Raw genomic sequence first — 23,404 nt, 5'->3', positions numbered from 1 at the left:
TCGGAACGAACAATTCAACTTTTGATTTCTGACTAGCAAAAGTCGGCGAACCGTGTCACGATGTGCAGCATGACAACGGACGTCAGCGCTCCAGCCCGTGCGGTCCACGCCGGCATCATCGGCGGCGGCTTCATGGCGGCGGTGCACTCGCGGGCGGCGCGCGCCGCGAGCGGGGCGCTCGCCGGCTCCGCCTCCTCCTCGGCAGGACGGGCGGCCGAGGCCGCCGAGCGGCTCGGCATCGCCGCCGCCTACGACTCGGCCGAGGAGCTGCTCGCCGACCCGGGGATCGACGTCATCCACGTCTGCACGCCGAACACGACGCACGCCGACTACGCCAGGGCCGCGCTCCTCGCGGGCAAGCACGTCATCTGCGAGAAGCCGCTCGCCACGAACGCCGCCGACGCCGCCGAGCTCGCCGGGCTCGCGGCCGAGCGCGGACTCGTCGCCGCGGTCCCCTTCATCTACCGTTTCCACCCCATGGCCCGCGAGGCCAGGGCGCGGATCGCGACGGGCGACGCCGGCCCGCTCCTCAGCGTGCACGGCGCCTACCTGCAGGACTGGCTCGCCGACCCGCAGGCCGACGACTGGCGGGTCGACCCCGCGCTCGGCGGGCCGTCGCGGGCGTTCGCCGACATCGGCTCGCACCTCGTCGACCTGCTCGAGTTCGTCGCCGGCGAGCGCATCCTGCGCCTGAACGCCCGCACCCGCACCGTGTACCCGAACCGCGCCGGCCGCAACGCGATCGCCACCGAGGACCTCGTCGCCGTCGTCGTCGAGCTCGCCGGCGGGGCGATCGGCACCCTGCTCATCTCGCAGGTCGCCCCGGGGCGCAAGAACGCGCTCGTCATCGAGCTCTCCGGCGCCCGCGAGACGGTGCGCTTCGAGCAGGAGCGCCCCGAACGGCTCTGGCTCGGCCGGGTCGACGGCTCCCGGCTCGTCGACCGCGACCCCGCCCGGCTCTCGAGCGAGGCGGCCCGCTTGTCGCTCGTGCCGGCGGGCCATCCGATGGGCTATCAGGACGCGTTCAACGCCTTCGTCGCCGACGCGTACGCGGCCATCGGCGGCGCCCGGCCCGACGGACTGCCCGACTTCGCCGACGGGCTGCGCTCCGCGCGGGTGACCGAGGCCGTGCTCGCCTCGGCCCGCAGCGGCGACTGGGCGGAGGTGGCGGCATGAGCGAGCCGATCCTGGTGGCCGAGGGCCTCGAGAAGTCCTTCTTCGGCGTGCAGGTGCTCCGCGGCGTCGGGCTCACCCTGCACCCGGGCGAGGTGCACGGGCTCATCGGCGAGAACGGCGCCGGCAAGTCGACGTTCATGAAGATCCTCGCCGGCGTCTACCAGCGCGACGGCGGCACCGTGCGCATCGCCGGCGCGGAGGTCGACTTCCAGCACCCGGTGCAGGCGGCCGAGGCCGGCCTCGCCACCGTGTTCCAGGAGTTCAACCTGCTGCCCGAGCGCACCGTCGCCGAGAACGTCTTCGTCGGTCGCGAACCGCGCCGCTTCGGCCTCGTCGACCGACGGCGGATGGTCCGGCAGACCGAGCAGCTGCTCGCCGAGCTCGGCATCGACTTCATCGACGCGGATGCCCCGGTGCGGCGCCTGAGCGTCGCCGAGCAGCAGATCGTCGAGATCGTGAAGGCGCTCTCCGTCGACGCCCGCGTGATCCAGATGGACGAGCCGACCGCCGCGCTCGCCGACCACGAGGTGGAGCTGCTCTACGCGATCGTCGCCCGGCTGAAGGCCAGGGGCGTCGCCATCCTCTACGTCTCGCACCGGCTGAAGGAGATCTTCGACCTCTGCGACACGATCACGGTGCTGAAGGACGGGGCGCTCGTCTCCACCGGCCCGGCCGCCGAGCTCGACACCGACGAGCTCGTGCGCCGCATGGTCGGCCGCCCCATCGAGACCTACTTCCCCGAGGCGGAACCCGGCACCGAGCTCGGCGAACCCCGGCTCGTGCTGCGCGGCGCGGGCAACGGCTACGTCGACGGCATCGAGCTCGAGCTGCGCGCCGGCGAGATCGTCGGCGTCGCCGGACTGCAGGGTTCCGGCCGCACCGAGCTCGCCGAGGCCGTCTTCGGCATCGCCCCGTTCACCCGCGGCACCATGGAGCTCGACGGCCGGGCCATCCGCGTCACCGGCGCCCGCCAGGCCGTCCGCGAGGGCCTCGCCCTCGTCACCGAGGACCGCAAGGCCCAGGGCCTCGCCCTGAACCAGTCCGTGCTCGACAACGCGCTGCTCGTCATCCGCTCCGTGTTCTCGCGGCGCACCGCCGCGGTGCGGCGGGAGCTGCCCGGCGTGCTCTCCAGCCTCGAGGTCGCCTCCCGCGGCGTCGAGCAGGAGGTGCAGTACCTCTCCGGCGGCAACCAGCAGAAGGTCGTGCTCGCCAAATGGCTCGCCACCGAGCCCCGCGTCGTGCTCATGGACGAGCCGACCCGCGGCATCGACGTCGGCGCCAAGGTCGCCGTCTACCGGCTCATGCGCCGGCTCACCCGAGAAGGAGTCGCCATCCTCATGATCTCCTCCGAGCTGCCAGAGGTGATCGGCATGTCCGACCGCATCATCGTGATGCACGACGGGCGCGCCTCCGCCGAACTGCCGGCGCGCAGCGACGAGGCCACCATCCTCGCCGCCGCCACCGGCACTCTCGCCGCCATCGAGCTCGGGGGAGGGGCGGCATGAGCACCGCGACCCCCACCGCCCGCCGCCGGCGCGGCCGCCTCGACTCCTCGCTCGTCGTCGGCATCGCGCTCGTCGTGGTGATCGCGATCGGCGCGGTGCTCGTCGCCACCGTCGGCCGGAACTTCTTCAGCCCCGGCAACATCCGCGACATCCTCACCGGCATGAGCGTGCTCGGCTTCGTCGCGATCGGGCAGACGCTCGTCGTGCTCTGCGCCTCGCTCGACCTCTCCGTGCTCTACGTGATCAGCCTGTCGAGCCTGATCGCCGCCGATCTGATGGCCGGCAACCCGGCGAACATCCCGCTCGCACTCGCCGCCTCGCTCGGTGTCGCCGGGCTCATCGGCCTCGCGAACGGGCTCATCGTGACGAAGCTGAAGGTGAACGGCTTCATCGCCACCCTCGGCACCGGGCTCATCATCAAGGGCTTCCTCGACTCGAACTACAAGGGCACGAGCGGCGACGTGCCGATGGAGTTCCGGCTCATCGGCGCGACCGGGCTCGGCCCCGTGCCGGTGTCGACCATCCTGATGCTCGCCGTCGCCGTGCTCGTGTGGCTGTTCCTCAGCCGCACCCGCACCGGCCACCACATCTACGCCGTCGGCGGCAACGAGCAGGTCGCCCGGCTCTCCGGCATCCGCACCGCCCGACCGGTGATCGTCGCCCACGTGCTGTGCTCGATGAGCGCGGCCCTCGCCGGCCTGCTGCTCGCCAGCCGCTCGGGCGTCGGCAACCCGACGTTCGGCGCGCAGGGCGGGTACGACCTGCTCTCGATCGCGGCGGTCGTGCTCGGCGGCACCCTGCTGCTCGGCGGCCGCGGCTCCGTGTGGGGCACCATCGGCGGCGTCGCGATCTTCGCCGTCGTCGACAACGTGATGAGCGTCATGCAGGTGAACCCCTTCCTGAAGGACGTCGTGCGCGGCATCGTCATCGTCGCCGCCGTCGCGGTCTACGCCAGCCGCTCGGTCGAGCGCCGCCGGCCGCGATTCGACGGAGGCGGTGCACCGCCGCCGGCCCCGAGCCCGGCGACCGCCGAGCCCGCCGCGTCCGCCGAGCCCGCCTCCGCGGAAGGAGGAGTCCGATGACCGCCGCCACCGAGCTCCGCCCGAGCGCCGGGCAGCGCCTCGCGGGCCTCGCCCGCACCCTGATCAGCCCCCGCGGCGCCGTCTTCCTGCTGCTCGTGCTGCTCCTCGTCGCGATCGCGGTGCTGAACCCCTCCTTCGCCGAGCCGAGCCAGTTCATCCGCTTCATCCAGCGGGTCGCCCCCGTCGCGATCGTCGCGATCGGCCAGTACTTCGTCATCGTCGGCGGCGAGTTCGACCTCTCGATGGGCTCGGTCGTCACCGCCCAGGTGGTGATCGCCGGCAACCTCATCGGCCAGGACGAGTCGAAGGCGCTGCCGGTGCTCGCCCTCATGCTCGGCTTCGGCGCGGTCATCGGCCTCGTGAACGGGCTCATCGTCTCGTTCCTGAAGGTGCCGAGCTTCATCGTCACCCTCGGCATGATGCTCGCCCTGCTCGGCGCAGTCCTCTACTGGACCGGCGGCGCGGCGACCGGCAACCCCGCCGACGGCTTCCGCGAGATCGGCCGTGGCGGCATCCGCGGCATCCCCGTCATCGACATCCTGCCGTGGTCGGTCGTCATCCTGGTCGTGGTGCTCGCGCTCGCCGTCTGGTTCGCCCGGCGCCCCTTCGGCCGCACCATCATCGCGCTCGGCGACAACCCGACGACCGCGCGCTTCTCCGGCACCCGCAGCTGGTGGGTGAAGACCTCGACGTTCATGATCTCCTCGCTCTCGGCGACGGTCGCGGGCGTGCTCCTCGTCGGCTACGCCGGCGTGCACCCCTCCGTCGGTCGCGGCTACGAGTTCACGGCGATCACCGCGGTGGTGCTCGGCGGCGTCGTGCTCGGCGGCGGGCGCGGCTGGGTCGTCGCCGCCGCGGCGGGCGCCTTCGCCCTCGAAGCGCTCTTCACGCTGCTGAACTTCGCCGGCGTGCCCTCGACGTACCGCGACGCGGTGCAGGGCGCGATCATCATCCTCGCCGTCGCCTACTCGGCGACGACCTTCCGCGCCAGGCGCCGCGGCCGAGCCCTCGAGGCCCCGGTCGTGCCGCCGCCGGGCGCCCCGCCGCCCGCGGCGGCCCCAGAGACTTCGCCCGCATCCGGAGCGAAGACGGACGACTCCCCGGAGACGCCCGCCACCCCTGCACCCATTCCCTCGACGCAGAGGGCAGACAACGAAACCAAGGGAGGTTCGTGATGCGACGCAGGTTCACCGTGGCATCCGCCATGGTCGGCGCCGTGGCGCTGATGACGCTCGCCGGTTGCACGACCGATCCGAGCGTGACCGACTCGAGCGAGGCGCCCGAGTCCAGCGAGGAGGCATCGGTCGAGTGGTTCGACCAGGCCCTCTTCGACAAGCAGAACGCCGAGCGCACCGTCGTGCCCGAGGGCCCCGACGGGCAGCCCTGGCTGCAGACCATCAACGCGGAGCTCGTCGACACCGCGCAGTTCGCGAGCACCGGGCCGAAGAAGGCCTGCTTCGCGAACGCCTCGATCTCGAACCCGTGGCGCCAGACCGGCTGGATCACCATGAACCAGCAGCTCAAGGTGCTGCAGGACGCGGGCGTCATCAGCGAGATGGAGACCCGCGACGCGCAGGACTCCGACGACACCCAGATCGCCGACATCGACTACTTCATCGACGAGGGCAACTGCGACATCTTCCTGATCTCGCCGAACTCGACGGCGGCGATGACGCCCGCGGTCGAGCGCGCCTGCGACACCGGCAAGCCCGTCGTGGTCTTCGACCGCGGCGTGCAGACCGACTGCCCGGTGACGTTCATCCACCCGATCGGCGGCTTCGCCTGGGGCATCGACACGGCCGAGTTCCTGATCGACAACCTCGAGAAGGGCGACAAGGTCGTCGCGCTCCGCATCCTGCCGGGCGTCGACGTGCTCGAGCAGCGCTGGGCCGCGGCCGAGAAGCTGTTCGACGAGGCCGGCATCGAGGCGGTCGACTACTTCACCGGGGCCGACCCGGCCGAGATCAAGAAGATCATCTCGGACGAGCTCGCCAAGGGTGACGTCAAGGGCATCTGGATGGATGCCGGCGACGGCGCCGTCGCCGCGATCGAGGCCTTCGAGGACGCCGGCGCGGACTACCCCGTGATGACCGGCGAGGACGAGATGAGCTTCCTCCGCAAGTGGAAGGAGACGGGCCTCACCGGGCTCGCCCCCGTGTACTCCAACTTCCAGTGGCGCACGCCGCTGCTGGCCGCGCAGAAGATCTTCGCGGGCGAGCAGGTACCGGTCGAGTGGGTGCTGCCGCAGTCCCCGATCACGGCCGAGGAGGTCGACCAGTACCTCGCGCTGAACGAGGGCATGCCCGACGGGCACTACGCCAAGTTCGGCGGCGAGGACCTGCCCGGCTACCCGCAGGTCTGGGAGGACCGCGTCATCCCGTAAGCCGGCGCTGGGGGAACACGCCGATCGCGTATCGGGGCCGCGGCACGCGCCGCGGTCCCGATACGCTCACCATCGACACGGGCGCCAGCGAGGGCGAGGCGCTGCGAGGAGGCCGCATGCGCCGCATCATCGGCGTGAACACCTGGGTGTGGGCGTCGCCCCTCACCGACGAGAACCTGCCGGAGCTCGCCGCGAAGGCGGCCGGCCTCGGCTTCGGCGCGATCGAACTGCCCGTCGAGCAGCCGGGGGACTGGGCGCCCGAGCGGGCCGCCGAGGTGCTGGCCGGGCACGGGCTCGCCCCGATCGTGGTCGGCGCCATGGGGCCCGGCCGCAACCTCCTCGCGGCGCCCGGCTCCGAGATCGTCGCGACGCAGAACTACCTCGTGCACTGCCTCGGCGTCGCCGAACGGCTGGGGGCGCAGGTCGTCGCCGGCCCGTTCACCTCGGCGACCGGACGGGCATGGCGGATGGATGCCGCGGAGCGCCGCGAGCGGATCGAGGAACTCCGCCGCAACCTCGCTCCCATCGTGCGCCAGGCCGAGTCCCGCGGCATCCGCCTCGCCGTGGAGCCGCTGAACCGCTACGAGACGAGCCTCGTGAACACCGTCGAGCAGGCGCTCGACGCCCTCGGCCCGCTGCTCGGGCCGGGCCTCGGCCTCGCGCTCGACAGCTACCACCTGAACATCGAGGAGCGCTCGATCGGCGACGCCATCCGCGCCGCGGGCGAGCACCTCGCCCACGTACAGGTCTGCGGCAACGACCGCGGCCCCGTCGGCGACGACCACCTCGACTGGCCGGCCTTCCTCGACGCGCTCGACGACGCCGGCTACGCCGGCCCGCTCGGGCTCGAGAGCTTCACCGGCGAGAACGCGACGATCGCGGTCGCCGCCTCCGTCTGGCGCCCGCTCGCGGCCACGCAGGACGAGCTCGCCGCGCGCAGCATCCGCTATCTCCAGGCACTGCAGGACGAAAGGGCAGGGGCATGACCGACACGACCGCATCCTCGACTGGCGCGAACGGGGGCCACCCCGTCACCCTCTTCACCGGCCAGTGGGCCGACCTCCCGCTCGAGGAGGTCGCCGGGCTCGCCGCCGGCTGGGGCTACGACGGGCTCGAGCTCGCCTGCTCCGGCGACCACCTCGACCTGAAGCTCGCCGAAGAGGAGCCCGGGTACCTCGCCGAGCGAGTGGAGCTCCTGAAGCGGCACGGGCTCGAGGTGCACGCCATCTCGAACCACCTCACCGGCCAGGCCGTCTGCGACGACCCGATCGACTTCCGGCACGAGGCGATCGTGCGCCGGTACACGTGGGGCGACGGCGACGCCGAGGGCGTCAGGCAGCGCGCCGCCGAGGACATGAAGCGGGCCGCCCGGGTCGCCCGGCGCCTCGGCGTCGACACGGTCGTGGGCTTCACGGGCTCCTCGATCTGGCCGTACGTGGCGATGTTCCCGCCGGTGCCGGAGTCGGTGATCGACGCGGGCTACGAGGACTTCGCGACCCGTTGGAACCCGATCCTCGACGTGTTCGATGCCGAGGGTGTGCGCTTCGCGCACGAGGTGCACCCCTCCGAGATCGCCTACGACTACTGGTCGAGCGTGCGCACGCTCGAGGCGATCGGACGCCGGGAGGCCTTCGGCTTCAACTGGGACCCCTCGCACATGATGTGGCAGGGGATCGACCCGATCGGTTTCATCGTCGACTTCGCCGACCGCATCTACCACGTCGACTGCAAGGACACGCGCCTGCGCCCGCCCACCGGCCGCGCCGGCATCCTCGGCTCGCACCTCGCGTGGGGCGACCCGCGGCGCGGCTGGGACTTCGTCTCGACGGGGCGCGGCGACGTGCCCTGGGAGGACGCGTTCCGCGCCCTCGACCGGATCGGCTACACCGGGCCGATCTCGATCGAGTGGGAGGACGCCGGGATGGACCGCCTGCACGGCGCTCCGGAAGCGCTCGAGTTCGTCCGCAAGCAGCTCTTCCCGCGGCCGACCGCCGCCTTCGACGCGGTGTTCTCGAACCAGTAGCCCCTGGCCCCCTGAGCGTGCCCGGCTCCCTGAGCGTGCCGAGGGGAGCTCCCGACCGCCCCCCTTCGACAACTCAGGAACCCCCGCTGGCCGATCCCCGCGAACTCGGGGATCGGCCATCGGCTCGCCACGCATAACTGCCAGATGTTCCTGAGTTGTGTGAGGCGGGGGAGGGGGCGGGCGGGTTCAGCGCTCGGTGACCACCCCGTCCATGAGGTGCAGCCGTCGCTCGGCGCGCCGTGCCACGGCCGAGTCGTGCGTCACGACGACGAGGGTGAGCCCGCGATCCCGGCGGATCCCCTCGAGCAGCTCCAGGATCTCGTCCCGCGTGCCCTCGTCGAGCGCGCCCGTCGGCTCGTCCGCGAGCAGCACCTCCGGCTCCTTCACGAGCGCGCGGGCGATCGCGACGCGCTGCTGCTGCCCGCCGGACAGCTCGCCCGGCACGTGCCCGGCACGGTCCGCGAGGCCGACGGCGGCCAGTGCCTCGCCGGCTCGCCGGGTGCGCTCGGCCGCGGCGACGCCGAGCGGCGCGAGGGCCGCCTCGACGTTCTCCTGCGCGCTGAGGGTCGGGATCAGGTTGAAGCCCTGGAACACGAAGCCGAGCTGCGCCGCGCGCACCCCGGCGAGCTTCGCGTCCGGCAGGTGCGACAGCTCGGCCTCGCCGAGCACGACCCGCCCGCTCGTCGGCCGGTCGAGGGCGCCGAGCATCTGCAGCAGCGTCGACTTGCCGCCGCCCGTGGGGCCCTGGATCGCGACGTGCTGCCCGGCGGGGATCTCGAGCGTCACGTCCTTCAGCGCGGTGACGGTGCGCTTGCCCCGGTACTCCTTGGTGACGTGCTCGAGTCGGTACATGGCGGTGCTCCTCTGCGGGGGATCGGCGTTGGGCTCGTTCGACGGGACGGCGGTGGTCAGGGGACGGGCGGATGCGGCGGCGCTCATCCGACGCTCCGCAGGGCTTCCGCCGGCCGCAGCCGGGCGGCGCGCCACCCGCCGACGGCGCCGGCGAGCAGTCCGCCGAGCACGGCGAGACCGATCGCGACCGCGATGACGCCCACGGTGACCGGGGCGCTCAGCACGACGTCCGTCGCGGTCTGGCTCGCGGCGCTGAACGGCCCGGTCGCCCCGCCGGCAGGGGCGCCGGCCGAGGCATCCGCTCCCGGCATCGCGCCCGGTCCGCCGGCCGTGAACCCGCCGCCGGCACTCCCGCCGAGCGTCAGCCCGAGCAGGTTCACCACCCAGATGCCGGCGAGGCCCACGACGAGGCCGGCCGCGCCGCCGATGAGCCCCTGCACGAGGGATTCACCGGCGACCTGGCCGACGATCCGGCGGTTCCGCCAGCCGATCGCCTTGAGCGTGCCGAACTCGCGGGTGCGGCGGGTGACGCCCTGGATCGTGAACAGGACGGCCGTGAGGAACGCCGCCGCGAGCACCGCGATCGAGACCCAGAGCCCCAGGTTCGAGATGAGCGCGGAGGCGCTGCCGAGCGAGCCGGACACCTGCGCGGCGAGGTCAGACTGCGTCGACACGGTCGTGTCGGGCAGCGCCTCCTCGATGGCGGACTGCACGGCGTCGATCCGGTCGGCCGAGGCGGCCTGCACGTACACGTCGCTCACCTTGCCCTCCTGGCCGGAGAGCGACTGCGCGAGGTCGAGCGGCACGTAGGCGTTCGACGCGGTCGTCGCGTCCGCGGAGGTCGACACGACCGTGCCGACGATCTCGAAGTCGGTCCCGCCGAGCTCGATCGCGTCGCCGACGGCGAGGCCGGCGCTCGCCGCGTAGCTCGCGTCGAGCACGGCGACCGCCCGGCCGGCGTCGGATGCCTCGAGCCCGCGCCCCTCGTCCACGGCCGCCGCGGACAGCGGTCCCACGGCGGCGCCCGCCGGGTCGATGCCGAGCACCGTCACCCGGTCGACGTCGAAGGCGCTGCCGCCGGCGCCGTCGAAGCCGCCCTGCGGCGGGGCGCCGTCTCCGCCGGGCGCCGTCTGCACGTCGGTGCCGCCCTGGTCCTGGCTCATCGCGGGCAGCTCGCCGGAGAAGGTCACGTTCTCGAGGGAGAGCGTCGCGGCGGCGGCTTCGACCCCGTCGAGGCCCTGCACCGTGTCGAGCGCGGCGGCGTCGAAGGTCTGCGAGCCGGGCCCGGCGGCGAGTCGGGACTGACTGAGCGCGGTCGAGCCGTCGGCGGTCTGCCCGTCGCCGGCGTCGAACTCGAAGCGCTGCGGGCCGCCGTCGGCGCCGCCGTCGCCGGGTGCGGCGGGGGTCGCGGTGACGGTGAGGTCGGTGCCGACGCCGTAGACGGACTGCAGCACCTCGGCCTGGGCGTCGCGCATCCCGGTGGAGACGGCGTTCACGATCATCACGAGCGCGATGGCGAGCGCCATCCCGATCGCGACGATCGCGGTCTGCCTCCGTCTGCCGGCGAGCTCGCGCCGGAGGAAGGTGAAGAACATGGGGGTCCTCTCGTCGGTGGGGTCGACGCGACGCTAGAGAGGAGCGCTGTGGCGGCGCTTTGGCGCGGCTATGGGTTCGCCCTGGTTCCCTGGTTCCCTGGTTCCCTGGTTCCCCGGTTCCCCGAGCCCGTCGAAGGGAACGCCGCACGCTTCGACGGGCTCAGCGCACCAGCGGCGCTCAGGCCTCGCCGGCGCGGTTCGCGGCGAGCTCGAGCCCGATGGCGTGCACGAAGCCGCCGACGAGGTCGCTGCCCTCGCAGCCGATCCAGATCGCGTACTCCGCCCGGGGATCCTCGTCGGCCCGCATCCACTCGTCGAGCCAGGCGTCGGCGGCGCGGACGCACGCCGCGCCCGCGGCGCCCCTCCGGCGGAACCAGCGGACGGCGACCCCCTCTGGGGCCGTCATCGGCTGGGCCGGGATCGGCCCGTCGGCTTCGAGGGCCACGAATCCGCGCACGTCGATCGGCGCGACGGCGAGCACCCGGCTCACCTCGAGCACGTCGGCGGCGCCCGCGGCGATCAGCAGGTGGCGGCGGGGCGGCGCCCCGTCGTCGACGAGGTCCGGCCGGCGGTTCGGGAGGAAGCAGAGCATGAAGGTAGCTTAGGTTTGCCTACCTAAGCCGCAAGGGCGCGCTGGTGGATGGTTCGCTGAGCCTGTCGAAGCGGGCATTCCCTTCGACGGGCTCAGGGGACCAGGGAAGCGCACAGCCGGGTCATAGCCAACGCATAGCCCGGCGCGGATACTTGGAAGCATGAGCACCCCCGCACCCGCCCGCGCCCCGCAGATCGCGAAGCCCGACGGTTCGATGGTGCGCGTCCTCGTCGTCGACGACGAGCACTCGCTCACCGAGCTGCTGAAGATGGCGCTGAAGTACGAGGGCTGGGACGTGCGCACCGCGGGCGACGGGCTCACCGCCGTGAAGGTCGCCCGGGAGTTCCGCCCCGATGCGATCGTGCTCGACATCATGCTGCCCGACATCGACGGCCTCGAGGTGCTGCAGCGGGTGCGCGCCGACGGCGCCGAGACCCCCGTGCTCTTCCTCACCGCGAAGGACGCGCTCGACGACCGCATCGCCGGGCTCACCGCCGGCGGCGACGACTACGTCACGAAGCCGTTCAGTCTCGAAGAGGTCGTCGCGCGCCTCCGCGGCCTCATCCGCCGCTCGACGCTCACCCTCGCCCAGGCGAAGGACCCGGTGCTCCGCGTCGGCGACCTCACCCTCGACGAGGACTCCTACGAGGTGCACCGCGACGGCGAGCTGATCGAGCTCACCGCGACCGAGTTCGAGCTGCTCCGCTACCTCATGCGGAACCCCCGCCGGGTGCTCTCGAAGGCGCAGATCCTCGACCGCGTCTGGTCGTACGACTTCGGCGGCAAGGAGTCCGTCGTCGAGCTCTACATCTCCTACCTGCGCAAGAAAATCGACGCCGGCCGCACGCCCATGATCCACACGGTCCGCGGCGCGGGCTACCTGCTGAAGGCCGCGGAGTGACGCGGCCGGGGGACCCGGGTTACGCGGCGGAGGCGCGGGCGCGGGCCGAGCGCGGCGACGGCGCGGATGCCGAGGCGCACGCCGGCGCCGAGGCATCCGCCCGCCGTCGCTGGACCCTGGAGCGCCGCCTCGTCGTCGCGATGGCGGCCCTCCTCGCCGCGGTCAGCGTCGTGGTCGGCGTCGTCAGCGTCACCGTCTTCCACGGTTCCTCGGTGCAGAGCGTCGACGACGACCTGCGCACCTCGCTGCAACGCGCCGCGACGGGCATCGCCGCCGTCCCCACCCCGGGCGGCGACGTCGGCCTCGCGCTCGACGTGCCAGGCCAGTCGGCGGGCACGATCGCGGCGTTCGTGAACGACGACGGCTCCGTCGACGGCGCCCGCTACATCGCCGACGGGGGGCAGGTGCTGACCTTCCAGAGCGGGGCGGTCGCCGAGCTCGGCGACGTGGCCGCCGACGGCCGGGCGCACACCGTCTCCTTCGGCGGCCGGCTCGGCGAGTACCGCGCGATGGCCACGCCCGTGCTCCCGCAGTTGAACGTCGTGGTGGCGCTGCCGCTCGCCGGCGTGAACCGCGCCACCGGGCAGCTCGCCCTCACGATCGCCCTCGTGGCCCTCGCCGGCCTCTTCTTCGCGATCGCCTTCGGCACGCTCATCGTGCGCCGGGCCCTCGTGCCCCTCGCGCGCATGACCGACACCGCGCTCGCCGTGTCCGAGCGCCCGCTCGACCGCGGCGACGTCGACCTCGACGAGCGCGTGCCCGTCGACGATCCGCGCACCGAGGTCGGGCGGCTCGGCACCGCGTTCAACCGGATGCTCGGGCACGTCTCGAGCTCGCTCTCGGCGCGCGAGCAGTCCGAGCGCAAGGTGCGACGCTTCGTGGCGGATGCCTCGCACGAGCTGCGCACCCCGCTCGCCTCCATCCGCGGCTACGCGGAGCTCACCCGGCTGCACGGCGGCACGCTGCCCGAGGACGTCACGCACGCGATCTCCCGCATCGAGTCCGAGTCGTTGCGGATGACCGAGCTCGTCGAGGACCTGCTGCTGCTCGCCCGCCTCGACGAGGGCCGCGAGCTCGTGCACAGCCGGCTCGATCTGCGCACCATCGTCGTGGACGCCGTCGGCGACGCCCAGGTCGCGGGCCCGGACCACGAGTGGTCGGTCGAGCTGCCCGAGGGGCCCGTCGAGGTGTCCGGCGACGACGCCCGGCTCCGTCAGGTGCTCGCGAACCTGCTCGCCAACGCGCGGCTGCACACCCCGGCCGGCACCGCGGTGCACGTGACGGTCGACCCCGAGCCCGGTGACGGCGAGGATCCGGGCGTCGTCCGCGTCGAGGTCGCCGACGACGGCCCCGGCATCGACGAGGAGGTGCGCGACACGATGTTCGAGCGCTTCGCGCGGGGGGACGCCTCGCGCTCCCGTCGCGCCGGCTCGACCGGCCTCGGCCTCGCGATCGTGCGGGCCGTCGTCGAGGCGCAGCACGGCACGGTGTCGGTCGAGTCCGAGCCCGGCCGCACCGTCTTCACCGTCGAACTCCCCCTCGCCCTCGCCCCCGCCCCCGCCCCCTGACCCCTCACTCCTCACACAACTCAGGAACATCTGGCAGTTATGCGCGGCGAGGCATCCGGCGAACCCACGGATGACGCGGATGCCGATCCGATTCTTCCTGAGTTGTGTCGCGCGGCAACGCCGAACGGCTCGCCCAGACGAAACGCCGAACGGCCCGCCCCCGAAGGGGGACGGGCCGTTCGAAGCGAGATCCGACCGGGCCTACGCCTCGGCGATGACGCCGAGCATCTCGGCGAAGAGCAGCAGCTCCTCGGGCGTGCGCTCGCGCAGCGCGGCGTGCAGCCGCGACTGGTTGCGCGCCCGCACCGAGGTCACCCGCTCGAGCGCCACAGGCGTCGGCACGAGCACGCGCACCCGCCCGTCCCGCTCGTCGGGGCGGCTCTCGACGAGGCCGACCTCCTCGAGCATGCGCAGCTGGCGACTGACGACGCTCTTGTCCATGTCGAACAGCTCCGCGAGCACGTGCGCGTTCGTGGAACCGAGTCGCACGACGGTGGACAGCAGCTTGTAGCCGGCCGGGTTCAGCTCGGGGTGGATCTGCTGCGCCGCTTCCTTCCACACGGTGCGGGCGCGACCGAACACGACGGAGAGCTGGTCTTCCACGCGCGCGATCGCCTCGTCGACGGAGGACTCGGTCATGGCACTCATGCTACTTGCGGGCCGGGGCCGGCTCGCCCTCCGAGGCTGCCGTGGATGCCTCGGCATCCGCCGCCGTGCGAGGCTCGCGCGAGGCATCCGCCCGCCCGATCGCGACCGAGGCGGTGACCGGGGATCCGGTCTCGGCCTCGGCGAGGTCGATGGCGACCTCCTCGGCCTCCTCGGCGAGCGACTGCGCGGCGTTCTTCGTCGACAGCGGCTTGTTCGGCAGGACGGCGATCGCGATGAGGCTCAGCACGGCCAGCGGGACGGCGATGATGAACACGTCGGCGATGCCGTGGCCGTAGGCGCCCTCGACGATCACGCGGATCGCGTCGGGGAGCTCGCCGACCTTCGGCACGTTGCCGGACGCGAGGCCCTTGAGCGCCGCGACCTCGTCGGCCGAGGACGGCGTGAACTTCGCGAGCCCGGAGGTGATGTGGCTCGTCACCTGGCTGGCGAGCACCGAGCCCATGATCGTCACGCCGATGGTGCCGGCGATCGAGCGGAAGAAGTTCACGTTCGAGCTCGCGGCGCCGAGCTGCGAGGCCGGGGTGTCGTTCTGCACGATGAGCGTGAGGTTCTGCATGACCATGCCGAGGCCGGCGCCGAGGATCACCATGTACACCGAGACCCAGAGGAAGTCGGTGTCGTAGCGGAGCGTCGACATGAGGCTCACGCCCGCGATGATGAGCGCGGAGCCGAGCAGCATCCAGCCCTTCCACTTGCCGAAGCGCGAGACGAGCTGGCCGATGCCGATCGAGGCGCCCATCTGGCCGACGATCATCGGGATCGTCATGAGGCCCGACTCGGTCGGGGTCGCGCCGCGGGCGAGCTGGAAGTACTGCGCGAGGAAGACGCTCGTCGCGAACATCGCCACGCCCACCGAGATCGAGGCGATCACGGAGAGGGTGAAGGTGCGGTTGCGGAACAGCGACATCGGCACGATCGGCTCGGGCACGAAGAACTCGGTCACGATGAAGGCGAGGAGCGCGAGCACCGCACCGCCGATCATGAGGTAGCTCTGCATCGAGTCCCACTCGAACTGGCTGCCGCCCATGGACACCCAGATCAGGAGCACGGAGACGCCGACGGTGAGCAGCACGGCGCCGAGGTAGTCGATGCGCACGCGCTCGCGGTTCGGCTTCGGCAGGTGCAGGGTGCGCTGGATCATGATGATCGCGGCGACCGCGAAGGGGATGCCGATGAAGAAGTTCGCACGCCAGCCGAAGGCGTCGGTGATGACGCCGCCGAGGAGCGGGCCGCCGATCGTGGCGAGCGCCATGATGCCGCCGACGACGCCCATGTACTTGCCGCGCTCGCGCGGGGAGATGATAAGCGCGACCGCGATCATGACGAGCGACATGAGTCCGCCGGCGCCGAGGCCCTGCACGACGCGGACGGCGATGAGCATCGCGGTGTCCTGCGCGAAGCCGGCGATCGCCGTGCCCACGACGAAAAGGCCGAGCGCGAGCTGCAGCAGCACCTTGCGGTCGACGAGGTCGGCGAGCTTGCCCCAGATCGGGGTCGAGACGGCGGTCGCGAGCAGGCTCGCGGTGATGACCCACGTGTAGGCGGACTGGTCGCCGCCGAGGTCGGCGATGATGACGGGCATCGAGGTCGAGACGACCGTGCCGGAGAGCACGGCCACGAACATGCCCATGATGAGCCCGGAGAGTGCGGTGAACACCTCACGGGCGGAGCGGGGTGCCTCGGTGGTGGAGGCGGTGAGCTGAGACGTCAAAGAAGTAGTCCTCGTAGAAAGTTGATGTGGGTCAACGATATACCTGTCGTTGATGTACGTCAACTATCGACCTTGGTCAACTATTCCCGCGCCATCCGCCCGCCCCCTCCCGCCCGCCCCCTCGCCCCCGCCCCCGCCCCCTCGCCCCCGCCCCCTCGCCCTCACCCCTCACGCAACTCAGGAAGCATTCGATCGGCATCCGCGTGATTCGGGGGTTGGACGGATGGCTCGGAGGGCATAACTGCCAGATGTTCCTGAGTTGTGTGAGGGGAGGGGGATTTGGTGGATGCGCCGGGGTCGGGTAGGCTGGTCCGAGCCAAAGACCGCTGGTCGTCGTGCCCGAAGGGTTCGACCGAAGTTCTTGCGAAAGCAAGGGGCCCGCGCAGGTGTGACGAAGTCTCTCCGGAATTCTCCGGCCCGAAGCTCCGCGCGTCTGCGCCGGAGCTTTTTTCATGCCAGCGCTCCCAGGCCGTGCATCGTCACCGCGATGCGCGATGAAGACACAAGGAGTGGCCATGGCGAACAAGGAAGCCGCGGTTGCCGAGCTCCAGGAGATGTTCCAGAGCTCGACCGCCGTTCTGCTGACCGAATACCGCGGCCTCACTGTTGCTCAGCTCAAGGAGCTGCGCAAGTCCATCAGTGGGGACGCGAGCTACGCCGTGGTGAAGAACACGCTGACCAAGATCGCCGCGAACAACGCCGGCATCTCGGCGTTCGACGACGCCCTCGCGGGCCCGTCGGCGATCGCGTTCGTGCACGGCGACCCCGTCGCCGTCGCGAAGTCGCTGCGTGACTTCGCCAAGGCGAACCCCCTCCTCGTGGTCAAGGGCGGCTATTTCGATGGCAAGCCCCTGACCGCCGAAGAGGTAGGCAAGCTCGCCGACCTCGAGTCCCGCGAAGTGCTGCTGGCGAAGCTCGCCGGCGCCTTCAAGGCCTCGCTGTTCGGAGCCGCATATCTGTTCAACGCGCCGCTGTCGAAGGCCGTCCGCACGGTCGACGCGCTGCGCGAGAAGCAGGAGTCCGCTGCGTAAGGCGCGAGCCACGCTGCGGTGAGTACACAACAAGGAGAGAAAAATGGCAAAGCTTTCGACTGAAGAGCTGCTCGAGGCGTTCAAGGAGCTCACCCTCATCGAGCTCTCGGAGTTCGTCAAGGCGTTCGAGGAGACCTTCGAGGTCACCGCCGCCGCCCCGGTCGCCGTCGCGGCCGCTGGTGCGCCCGCCGCCGGTGGTGGCGACGCCGCCGCCGAGGAGGAGAAGGACTCGTTCGACGTCGTCCTCGAGGCCGCCGGCGACAAGAAGATCCAGGTCATCAAGGTCGTCCGCGAGCTCACCTCGCTCGGCCTCGGTGAGGCGAAGGCCGTCGTCGACGGTGCTCCGAAGGCCGTCCTCGAGGGCGCCAACAAGGAGACCGCCGAGAAGGCCAAGGCCGCCCTCGAGGAGGCCGGCGCCACCGTCACCCTCAAGTAATCCGGCGCACTCCCTGCGAGTGCACCCGGCTTGAGGCGACGAACGTCGCTGCAGTACACGGATGCCCCGTGCCGATTCGTTCGGCACGGGGCATCCGTCGTTCCCGAGCCGGCCCGCGAGCCGGCCCGCGCATCGACCATTGCCTTCGTCGACCGAGAGGTATAACATCATACTGCGCGGGGAGCGAGTGCCCCGCGTCCTCCGCCCCCAGACAAGGACGTCATGATGCGAAGCTTCCCCCGACCCCTGCTCGCCGCCGGCCTGACCGTCGGCGCCGTCGCACTGCTCCTCACCGGCTGCGGCGCTGCGCCGACGTCGAGCGACGATGCGGCCGCCGCGAGCGACTTCACCCCCTGCGCCGTCTCCGACATCACCGGCTTCGACGACAAGGACTTCAACCAGCTCACCTACGAGGGCGTGAAGGCCGCCGCCGACGAGCTCGGCACGAAGGTGCTCACCGCCGACTCGAACACCGAGGACCAGTACGCGGGCAACATCCAGGGCCTCGTCGAGCAGGACTGCGACTTCATCGTCACGGTCGGCTTCGCCCTCGCGAACGCCACCAGGGACGCCGCGCAGCAGGCCCCGGAGGTCGACTTCGCGCTCATCGACAGCACCGTGACCGACGCCGAGGGCGCCCCGCTCACGCTCGACAACGTCAAGCCCGTGCTGTTCGACACCGCCCAGGCCGCGGCCCTCGCCGGGTACCTCGCCGCGGGCGTCACGAAGACGGGCGCGGTCGGCACCTACGGCGGCATGCCGTTCCCCTCGGTCACCGTGTTCATGGACGGCTTCGCCGACGGCGTCGCGCACTACAACGAGACCCACGGCACCGATGTCAAGGTGCTCGGCTGGGACAAGGCCGCCCAGAACGGCCTCTTCGTCGGCGGCTTCGACGACCAGATCAAGGCGCGCACCCTCACCGAGGGTCTGCTCGACCAGGGCGCCGACGTCGTCATGCCCGTCGCGGGACGCCTCTTCGAGGCGAGCGCCGCCGTCGCCGAGGAGCGCGGCACCGACCTGGCGATCATCGGCGTGAACGGCGACGTCTACGACGCCGTGCCGAAGTTCCGCCAGTACTACCTGACCTCGGTGCTGAAGAACCTCACCACCGCGGCCGAGGAGGTCACCCTCGCGGCGGCCGACGGCGACTTCTCGAGCACCCCCTACATCGGCACGCTCGAGAACGAGGGTGTCGGCATCGCGCCGACGCACGACTGGGAGTCGCGCATCGACCCGGCCCTGCTCGACGAGGTCGAGGAGCTGCGCCAGCAGATCGTCTCCGGCGAGTTCGTCGTCGAGTCGCCCTCCTCCCCGAAGGCCTGAGCGGGCCATCCGCCCCGCTCCGTCGCCGATCGCGCTCCCCGCGCGTCCTCTGCCCGCGCACTCCGCGCACCCCGCGCACCCGAATGAAAGGCCCGCGCCACGATGACCACGACCACCTCCACCGCCGAGTCCACCACCGCCGTCGACAAGGCCAGCGCCGGGATCGGCGAACGCCAGTACCACATCGGGGTCGCCCCCGGCGAGGTTTCGACGGTGGCGCTGCTGCCCGGCGATCCCTTCCGGGTGCCGATGATCGCCGAGTTCCTCACCGACGTGCGCACGGTCGCGCACCAGCGCGAGCACCTCACGATGACGGGCGACTACAAGGGCCGGCGGATCACGGCGACCTCGACGGGCATGGGCTGCCCCTCCGCGGCGATCGCGGTCGAGGAGCTCGTCCGGGTGGGGGTGACCTCCTTCATCCGCGTCGGCTCCTCGGCCGGGCTGCAGGCAGGCATCGCGCCGGGCGACCTGCTCGTGAGCGAGGGCTCGCTCCGCAACGACGGCACGACCGCGGCGTACGCGATGACCGGGTACCCGGCCGTGCCCGACCTCGGCATCACCGCCGAGCTCGCCCGCACCGCGCGGGAGCTCACCGAGGGCACGTCGGCGAAGGTGCACAGCGGCATCAGCGTGAGCGACGACGCCTTCTACGCGGAGACCCCGGAGTGGATCTCGACGCTCCACGAGCTCGGCGTCACCAACGTCGAGATGGAGGCCTCGGCGATCTTCGTCGTCGCGCGGCTGCGTGGCGTCCGGGCCGGCATGATCTGCTCCACCTCGAGCAACCTCTACGACGGGACGAGCCTCTACTCGGGCGTCAAGGAGGCCCTGAAGGAGGGTTGGATGCGCAGCATCGAGGCCGCGCTCGAGACTGCCGTGCGACTCGAGCTCTGAGCCGCGGACCGATGCTCATCAACCTGCACAGCCACCTCGAGGGGTGGCTGCGGCCGGAGACGGCCGCGTCGCTCGCCCGGGAGGCCGGCGTGCCGGAGCCGCCCGCCGGCTGGGCGCGGGCGCTCCGGCTCGACGGGCCGGCGGATCTCACCGCGTATCTGGAGAAGGTCGCCGCGAGCTACCCCTTCTTCCGTCGGCTCGACGCGATCGAGCGGATCGCCAGAGAGGCGGTCGAGGATGCCGCGGCGGGCGGTCAGGACTACCTGGAGCTGCGCTTCGGGCCGGCCACCCACGCCGACGACGACCGGGGCCTCGCCGAGGTCGTCGCCGCGGTCGCCCGGGGGATGGCCGCGGGCAGCGCCGCGAGCGGGATGCCGTCGGGCGCGGTGGTCGCCGTCCTGCGCCACCACGACGAGGCGACGAACCTCGCCGTCGCGCGTGCGGCCGCCGCGGCCGCCGGCGAGGTCGTCTGCGGCTTCGACCTCGCGGGCGACGAGTCGCGCTTCCCTCGGCACGACGTGCACGCACCGGCGTTCGGCGTCGCCGCCGCCGCGGGCCTCGGGCTCACCTGCCACGCCGCGGAGGCGGGCGAGGCGGCGGCGGTGGCCGACGCGGTCCGGTGGCTCGGAGTCAGCCGCATCGGGCACGGCGCGCACCTCGTCGACGACGCGGTCGAGCTCGCCCGCGCGGCCGATGCCGGCCTCGTCGTCGAGATCTGCCCGACCTCGAACCACTTCACCGGCGCGATCGGCCGGGTCGCCGATCACCCCGGCACGGCGATGCGGCGAGCAGGGGTCCGGCTCGTGCTCGGCGACGACAACCCGATGCAGACGGGCTCCGACCTCGCGGCCGAGCGCCGGGTGCTCGTCGAGGAGCTCGCCTGGGATGCCGCGGCGCTCGACGCGCTCGATCGGGCGAGCGTCGACGCCGCCTTCCTGGAGCCGGCCGTGCGGCGCGCGCTCGAGGCGCGGCTCGAGGCCTGACCCGCGGCGCCGCCGCCGCCGCGGCCCGCGCCGTGCTCGGCGCCCTCAGCCGCCCGAGGACTGCCGCACCGCGAGGTGCCCGACCGAGGGCGCGACGATGACCTTCGCGAGGTAGGCGGGTCGGCCGTCGAGGTCGGCCGTCTGCGTGAGCAGCATGACCGGGTCGGCAGCCTTCAGCTCGAGCTGCTTCGCGCGTGTCGCACCGGCGACGCTCACGCCGATGCGGCAGACGCCGGTGACGAAGGCGAGCCCGGTGCGGTCGATGATGCGCATCAGCACGGTCGAGTGGGCCTCGTCGATGTCGGGGAGGGCCGCCTCGACCGCGGCGCCGAAGCCGGCACGGTCGTCGCCCACGGGCAGGTACTCCTGCACGACGGCGATCGGCTCCCCGTCGCGGGAGGCGATCGACTCGCGGAACCAGAACCGCGCGTCGTCGGCGAGCTGCAGGTACGTCGAGACGAAGTCCGTCGCGGTCTGCTGGGTGAGCTCGACGTGCCGCAGCTCGACGGTGGCGCCTGGCTCGGCGAGCACGAGGTCGAGCGGCCGGAACTCCTCGAGCCCCGCGTGCGGCACGGCGTCGGCGACGAAGCGGCCGACGCCCCGTCTGGTGCTGATCAGGCCGTCCTCCTCGAGCAGCATGAGCGCCTCGCGGACGACGGTGCGGCTGACGCCGAGCGAGGTGCCGAGCTCGGTCTCGCGGGGGAGTGCCGTGCCGAGCGGGAACACCCCGGTGCGGATTCCGTGCGCGATCCGCGAGTAGACGGCCACGCGCAGCGGCTGGCCGGGTGAGGTGAGCAGCGGCTGTTCGAGGTAGCTGGTGCCCATCTGCGCCCTTTCGTCTGCGTCGCGGCGCTCGCGCGCAGCCCTCCTATTCTCGCGGGTCGGTGGGGATTTCGTGGGCAGCCTCGCAGATATATAGCCAAGCTATGTATACTGGTGCGCATGCCACGCGACCACGACCTGCCCGCCCTCATCGGCGCGCTCGTGTCGGCGAACAGCCGGCTCGTCCGCGTCGCGGCGACCGCGACCGGCAGCGAGGAGTCGCCCGCCGTCTGGCGCACCCTCGGCGTGCTCCGAGACCTCGGCCCGCTGCGCCTCGGCGAGCTCGCCAGGGTCAGCAGGGTCACCCAGCCGACCATGACGAAGCTCGTCAACGCGCTCGAGGAGCGCGGCTGGGTGCGCCGCACGCCCGACCCCGACGACGGCCGCGCCCTGCGCGTCGCCGCCGAGCCGGCCGGGCTCACGGCGCTCGACGCGTGGCGCGACGAGCTCACGGCGACCATCACGCCGATGTTCCCCGAGCTCTCCGACGAAGACCTCGCCGCCCTGGAGCGCACCGTCGCGGTGCTGCAGGCCGGCCTCGATCGGGCCGACGCCACCCTCGGCCGCAGCAAGGAGCACGAATGAGCCACGGCTCGCACGAGACATCCGGGTCCATCCTCAAGCAGCCGAAGGCGGTGTGGGCGGTCGCGTTCGCCTGCGTCATCGCCTTCATGGGCATCGGCCTCGTCGACCCCATCCTGCCGGCCATCGCCGAGAGCCTGCAGGCGACGCCCACCGAGACCGAGATGCTCTTCACGAGCTACCTGCTCATCACCGGCCTCGCCATGCTCGGCACGAGCTGGCTCTCGAGCCGCATCGGCGCGAAGAAGACGCTGCTCATCGGACTCGGCCTCATCGTGATCTTCGCGGCGGCCGCCGGGCTGTCGCAGAACGTCGAGTCGGTCATCGGCTTCCGCGCCGGCTGGGGCCTCGGCAACGCGCTCTTCATCTCGACCGCGCTCGCGACGATCGTCGGCGCCGCGTCCGGCGGCACGGGCTCGGCGATCATCCTCTACGAGGCCGCGCTCGGCCTCGGCATCGCGATCGGCCCGCTCCTCGGGGGGCTGCTCGGCCACCTGAGCTGGCGCGGCCCCTTCTTCGGCACCGCCGCGCTCATGGCGGTCGGCTTCATCGCGATCGTCGCGTTCCTGCGGCCGGAGCGGGATGCCGAGAAGCCCGTGCCGACGAAGCTCTCCGCGCCCATCCGGGCGCTGCGGCAGCCCGCGCTCGCGGTGCTCGCCGCCGCCGCGCTGTTCTACAACATCGGCTTCTTCGTGCTGCTCGCGTACTCGCCCTTCCCGCTGGGCTTCGACGCGCTCGGACTCGGCTTCACCTTCTTCGGCTGGGGGCTCGCGCTCGCGGTGACCTCGGTGTTCGTGGCGCCCCTGCTGACGGCGCGGATGCCGCGCACCCGCGTGCTGTGGATCGCACTGCCGCTGCTCGCCGTCGACCTCGTCGCCGCGGGCCTCGTGATCGCGAACCCGACGGCGCTCGTCGTCTGCATCGTGATCGGCGGCCTCGTGCTCGGCGTGCTGAACACGGTGCTCACCGAGTGCGTGATGGAGGCGACCGACCTCCAGCGCTCGGTCGCCTCGAGCGCGTACTCGGCGGTGCGCTTCCTCGGCGGTGCGGTCGCCCCGCCCGCCGCGGCGGAGCTCGCCCACCTGATCGCCCCGGACGCGCCCTACTACGCGGCGGCCGGCTCGGTCGCGGTCGCCCTCGTCATCGTCGTGCTCGGGCACCGGGCGCTCCGCCGCGTCGACCGCGTCGAGGCGGAGCCCGCGCTCACCGAGGCCGAGGCGATCACCGCCGGCGACGCCGCCTGACCCCGCCCGGTCCACCCCACCTCCTC

At 72.1% G+C, this 23,404-nt stretch carries 22 protein-coding genes; 16 read left to right on the top strand and 6 right to left on the bottom strand.

The genetic code is table 11. The features are described 5' to 3' along the window. Nucleotides 1-69 precede the first annotated feature (69 nt). The 7 genes from MTP13_RS01390 (at nt 70) to MTP13_RS01360 (ending at nt 8,169) form a co-directional block, all read left to right on the top strand. Entirely contained in the window at nt 70-1,176 is a 1,107-nt protein-coding gene (locus MTP13_RS01390) for a Gfo/Idh/MocA family protein (RefSeq protein ID WP_243569286.1), read from the top strand. After that, nucleotides 1,173-2,681: a sugar ABC transporter ATP-binding protein gene (locus tag MTP13_RS01385; protein ID WP_243569285.1), complete on the top strand. Its 1,509-nt coding sequence runs from the start codon at nt 1,173-1,175 to the stop codon at nt 2,679-2,681. The genes MTP13_RS01390 and MTP13_RS01385 overlap by 4 nt, the downstream gene beginning before the upstream one ends. Continuing rightward, the gene (locus MTP13_RS01380; protein WP_243569284.1) at nt 2,678-3,763 is read left to right on the top strand and encodes an ABC transporter permease; all 1,086 of its coding nucleotides are present in this window, start codon (nt 2,678-2,680) and stop codon (nt 3,761-3,763) included. Before MTP13_RS01385 ends, MTP13_RS01380 begins: the two co-directional genes overlap by 4 nt. After that, nucleotides 3,760-4,938 carry an ABC transporter permease gene (locus MTP13_RS01375; RefSeq protein ID WP_243569283.1) on the top strand — a complete coding sequence of 393 codons (1,179 nt, stop codon included), beginning with the start codon at nt 3,760-3,762 and terminating at the stop codon, nt 4,936-4,938. The genes MTP13_RS01380 and MTP13_RS01375 overlap by 4 nt, the downstream gene beginning before the upstream one ends. After that, a complete protein-coding gene (locus tag MTP13_RS01370) occupies nt 4,938-6,146 on the top strand; it encodes a substrate-binding domain-containing protein (RefSeq protein ID WP_243569282.1) in 1,209 nt (402 codons plus the stop codon). The genes MTP13_RS01375 and MTP13_RS01370 overlap by 1 nt, the downstream gene beginning before the upstream one ends. A gap of 116 nt (nt 6,147-6,262) precedes the next feature. Further along, entirely contained in the window at nt 6,263-7,132 is an 870-nt protein-coding gene (locus tag MTP13_RS01365) for a sugar phosphate isomerase/epimerase family protein (RefSeq protein WP_243569281.1), read from the top strand. After that, complete coding sequence (locus MTP13_RS01360; RefSeq protein WP_243569280.1) at nt 7,129-8,169, top strand: sugar phosphate isomerase/epimerase family protein; 1,041 nt, start codon at nt 7,129-7,131, stop codon at nt 8,167-8,169. The genes MTP13_RS01365 and MTP13_RS01360 overlap by 4 nt, the downstream gene beginning before the upstream one ends. A 186-nt stretch (nt 8,170-8,355) precedes the next feature. Here MTP13_RS01360 and MTP13_RS01355 read toward each other — a convergent pair whose 3' ends face one another. From MTP13_RS01355 to MTP13_RS01345, 3 genes are all read right to left on the bottom strand, one after another. After that, nucleotides 8,356-9,021: an ABC transporter ATP-binding protein gene (locus MTP13_RS01355; protein WP_243569279.1), complete on the bottom strand. Its 666-nt coding sequence runs from the start codon at nt 9,019-9,021 to the stop codon at nt 8,356-8,358. 83 nt (nt 9,022-9,104) lie between these two features. After that, on the bottom strand, nt 9,105-10,616 hold the full coding sequence (locus tag MTP13_RS01350; RefSeq protein ID WP_243569278.1) for an ABC transporter permease: 1,512 nt from the start codon (nt 10,614-10,616) through the stop codon (nt 9,105-9,107). A 178-nt stretch (nt 10,617-10,794) separates the two neighbouring features. Next, entirely contained in the window at nt 10,795-11,208 is a 414-nt protein-coding gene (locus MTP13_RS01345) for an SIP domain-containing protein (RefSeq protein ID WP_243569277.1), read from the bottom strand. Nucleotides 11,209-11,368: 160 nt separating this feature from the next. Here MTP13_RS01345 and MTP13_RS01340 point away from each other — a divergent pair, with 160 nt between their 5' ends. Together MTP13_RS01340 and MTP13_RS01335 are read left to right on the top strand one after the other, a co-directional pair. Continuing rightward, nucleotides 11,369-12,109 carry a response regulator transcription factor gene (locus tag MTP13_RS01340; protein ID WP_189085696.1) on the top strand — a complete coding sequence of 247 codons (741 nt, stop codon included), beginning with the start codon at nt 11,369-11,371 and terminating at the stop codon, nt 12,107-12,109. Further along, the gene (locus MTP13_RS01335) at nt 12,106-13,677 is read left to right on the top strand and encodes a sensor histidine kinase (protein ID WP_243569276.1); all 1,572 of its coding nucleotides are present in this window, start codon (nt 12,106-12,108) and stop codon (nt 13,675-13,677) included. Before MTP13_RS01340 ends, MTP13_RS01335 begins: the two co-directional genes overlap by 4 nt. Nucleotides 13,678-13,878: 201 nt before the next feature. On the opposite strand, the gene MTP13_RS01330 is transcribed toward MTP13_RS01335, so the two are convergent. Together MTP13_RS01330 and MTP13_RS01325 are read right to left on the bottom strand one after the other, a co-directional pair. Next, entirely contained in the window at nt 13,879-14,316 is a 438-nt protein-coding gene (locus tag MTP13_RS01330; protein WP_243569275.1) for a MarR family winged helix-turn-helix transcriptional regulator, read from the bottom strand. A 10-nt stretch (nt 14,317-14,326) separates the two neighbouring features. Beyond that, complete coding sequence (locus tag MTP13_RS01325) at nt 14,327-15,976, bottom strand: MDR family MFS transporter (protein WP_243570900.1); 1,650 nt, start codon at nt 15,974-15,976, stop codon at nt 14,327-14,329. Between the two features lie 596 nt (nt 15,977-16,572). Here MTP13_RS01325 and rplJ point away from each other — a divergent pair. The 5 genes from rplJ (at nt 16,573) to add (ending at nt 20,730) form a co-directional block, all read left to right on the top strand. Then, a complete protein-coding gene (gene rplJ, locus MTP13_RS01320) occupies nt 16,573-17,088 on the top strand; it encodes a 50S ribosomal protein L10 (protein ID WP_189085698.1) in 516 nt (171 codons plus the stop codon). A 43-nt stretch (nt 17,089-17,131) separates the two neighbouring features. After that, the gene (rplL, locus tag MTP13_RS01315) at nt 17,132-17,524 is read left to right on the top strand and encodes a 50S ribosomal protein L7/L12 (RefSeq protein WP_189085699.1); all 393 of its coding nucleotides are present in this window, start codon (nt 17,132-17,134) and stop codon (nt 17,522-17,524) included. A 222-nt stretch (nt 17,525-17,746) separates the two neighbouring features. Beyond that, nucleotides 17,747-18,850, top strand: coding sequence for a BMP family lipoprotein (locus MTP13_RS01310; RefSeq protein WP_341680881.1), 1,104 nt, complete (start codon nt 17,747-17,749; stop codon nt 18,848-18,850). Nucleotides 18,851-18,952: 102 nt separating this feature from the next. Beyond that, a complete protein-coding gene (locus tag MTP13_RS01305) occupies nt 18,953-19,747 on the top strand; it encodes a nucleoside phosphorylase (RefSeq protein WP_243569274.1) in 795 nt (264 codons plus the stop codon). A gap of 11 nt (nt 19,748-19,758) precedes the next feature. Then, entirely contained in the window at nt 19,759-20,730 is a 972-nt protein-coding gene (gene add / locus MTP13_RS01300; protein WP_243569273.1) for an adenosine deaminase, read from the top strand. Nucleotides 20,731-20,775: 45 nt separating this feature from the next. On the opposite strand, the gene MTP13_RS01295 is transcribed toward add, so the two are convergent. After that, nucleotides 20,776-21,555 (bottom strand): GntR family transcriptional regulator, encoded by a 780-nt coding sequence (locus MTP13_RS01295; protein ID WP_243569272.1) that lies wholly within the window; start codon nt 21,553-21,555, stop codon nt 20,776-20,778. Nucleotides 21,556-21,672: 117 nt separating this feature from the next. Here MTP13_RS01295 and MTP13_RS01290 point away from each other — a divergent pair, with 117 nt between their 5' ends. After that, nucleotides 21,673-22,137 (top strand): MarR family winged helix-turn-helix transcriptional regulator, encoded by a 465-nt coding sequence (locus MTP13_RS01290; RefSeq protein ID WP_243569271.1) that lies wholly within the window; start codon nt 21,673-21,675, stop codon nt 22,135-22,137. After that, on the top strand, nt 22,134-23,378 hold the full coding sequence (locus tag MTP13_RS01285; RefSeq protein WP_243569270.1) for an MFS transporter: 1,245 nt from the start codon (nt 22,134-22,136) through the stop codon (nt 23,376-23,378). Before MTP13_RS01290 ends, MTP13_RS01285 begins: the two co-directional genes overlap by 4 nt. Nucleotides 23,379-23,404 lie beyond the last annotated feature (26 nt).

Source organism: Agromyces soli, assembly GCF_022811605.1.
Taxonomy (GTDB): domain Bacteria; phylum Actinomycetota; class Actinomycetes; order Actinomycetales; family Microbacteriaceae; genus Agromyces; species Agromyces soli.
The sequence above is the reverse complement of the archived record's forward strand: the minus strand, read 5'-3'. Positions and strand labels throughout refer to the sequence as shown.

Coding starts and splice junctions, on each gene's coding strand:
- MTP13_RS01390 (WP_243569286.1), top strand. CDS start 70: ATGACAACGGACGTCAGCGCTCCAGCCCGTGCGGTCCACGCCGGCATC.
- MTP13_RS01385 (WP_243569285.1), top strand. CDS start 1,173: ATGAGCGAGCCGATCCTGGTGGCCGAGGGCCTCGAGAAGTCCTTCTTC.
- MTP13_RS01380 (WP_243569284.1), top strand. CDS start 2,678: ATGAGCACCGCGACCCCCACCGCCCGCCGCCGGCGCGGCCGCCTCGAC.
- MTP13_RS01375 (WP_243569283.1), top strand. CDS start 3,760: ATGACCGCCGCCACCGAGCTCCGCCCGAGCGCCGGGCAGCGCCTCGCG.
- MTP13_RS01370 (WP_243569282.1), top strand. CDS start 4,938: ATGCGACGCAGGTTCACCGTGGCATCCGCCATGGTCGGCGCCGTGGCG.
- MTP13_RS01365 (WP_243569281.1), top strand. CDS start 6,263: ATGCGCCGCATCATCGGCGTGAACACCTGGGTGTGGGCGTCGCCCCTC.
- MTP13_RS01360 (WP_243569280.1), top strand. CDS start 7,129: ATGACCGACACGACCGCATCCTCGACTGGCGCGAACGGGGGCCACCCC.
- MTP13_RS01355 (WP_243569279.1), bottom strand. CDS start 9,021: ATGTACCGACTCGAGCACGTCACCAAGGAGTACCGGGGCAAGCGCACC.
- MTP13_RS01350 (WP_243569278.1), bottom strand. CDS start 10,616: ATGTTCTTCACCTTCCTCCGGCGCGAGCTCGCCGGCAGACGGAGGCAG.
- MTP13_RS01345 (WP_243569277.1), bottom strand. CDS start 11,208: ATGCTCTGCTTCCTCCCGAACCGCCGGCCGGACCTCGTCGACGACGGG.
- MTP13_RS01340 (WP_189085696.1), top strand. CDS start 11,369: ATGAGCACCCCCGCACCCGCCCGCGCCCCGCAGATCGCGAAGCCCGAC.
- MTP13_RS01330 (WP_243569275.1), bottom strand. CDS start 14,316: ATGACCGAGTCCTCCGTCGACGAGGCGATCGCGCGCGTGGAAGACCAG.
- MTP13_RS01325 (WP_243570900.1), bottom strand. CDS start 15,976: ATGGGCATGTTCGTGGCCGTGCTCTCCGGCACGGTCGTCTCGACCTCG.
- rplJ (WP_189085698.1), top strand. CDS start 16,573: ATGGCGAACAAGGAAGCCGCGGTTGCCGAGCTCCAGGAGATGTTCCAG.
- rplL (WP_189085699.1), top strand. CDS start 17,132: ATGGCAAAGCTTTCGACTGAAGAGCTGCTCGAGGCGTTCAAGGAGCTC.
- MTP13_RS01310 (WP_341680881.1), top strand. CDS start 17,747: ATGATGCGAAGCTTCCCCCGACCCCTGCTCGCCGCCGGCCTGACCGTC.
- MTP13_RS01305 (WP_243569274.1), top strand. CDS start 18,953: ATGACCACGACCACCTCCACCGCCGAGTCCACCACCGCCGTCGACAAG.
- add (WP_243569273.1), top strand. CDS start 19,759: ATGCTCATCAACCTGCACAGCCACCTCGAGGGGTGGCTGCGGCCGGAG.
- MTP13_RS01295 (WP_243569272.1), bottom strand. CDS start 21,555: ATGGGCACCAGCTACCTCGAACAGCCGCTGCTCACCTCACCCGGCCAG.
- MTP13_RS01290 (WP_243569271.1), top strand. CDS start 21,673: ATGCCACGCGACCACGACCTGCCCGCCCTCATCGGCGCGCTCGTGTCG.
- MTP13_RS01285 (WP_243569270.1), top strand. CDS start 22,134: ATGAGCCACGGCTCGCACGAGACATCCGGGTCCATCCTCAAGCAGCCG.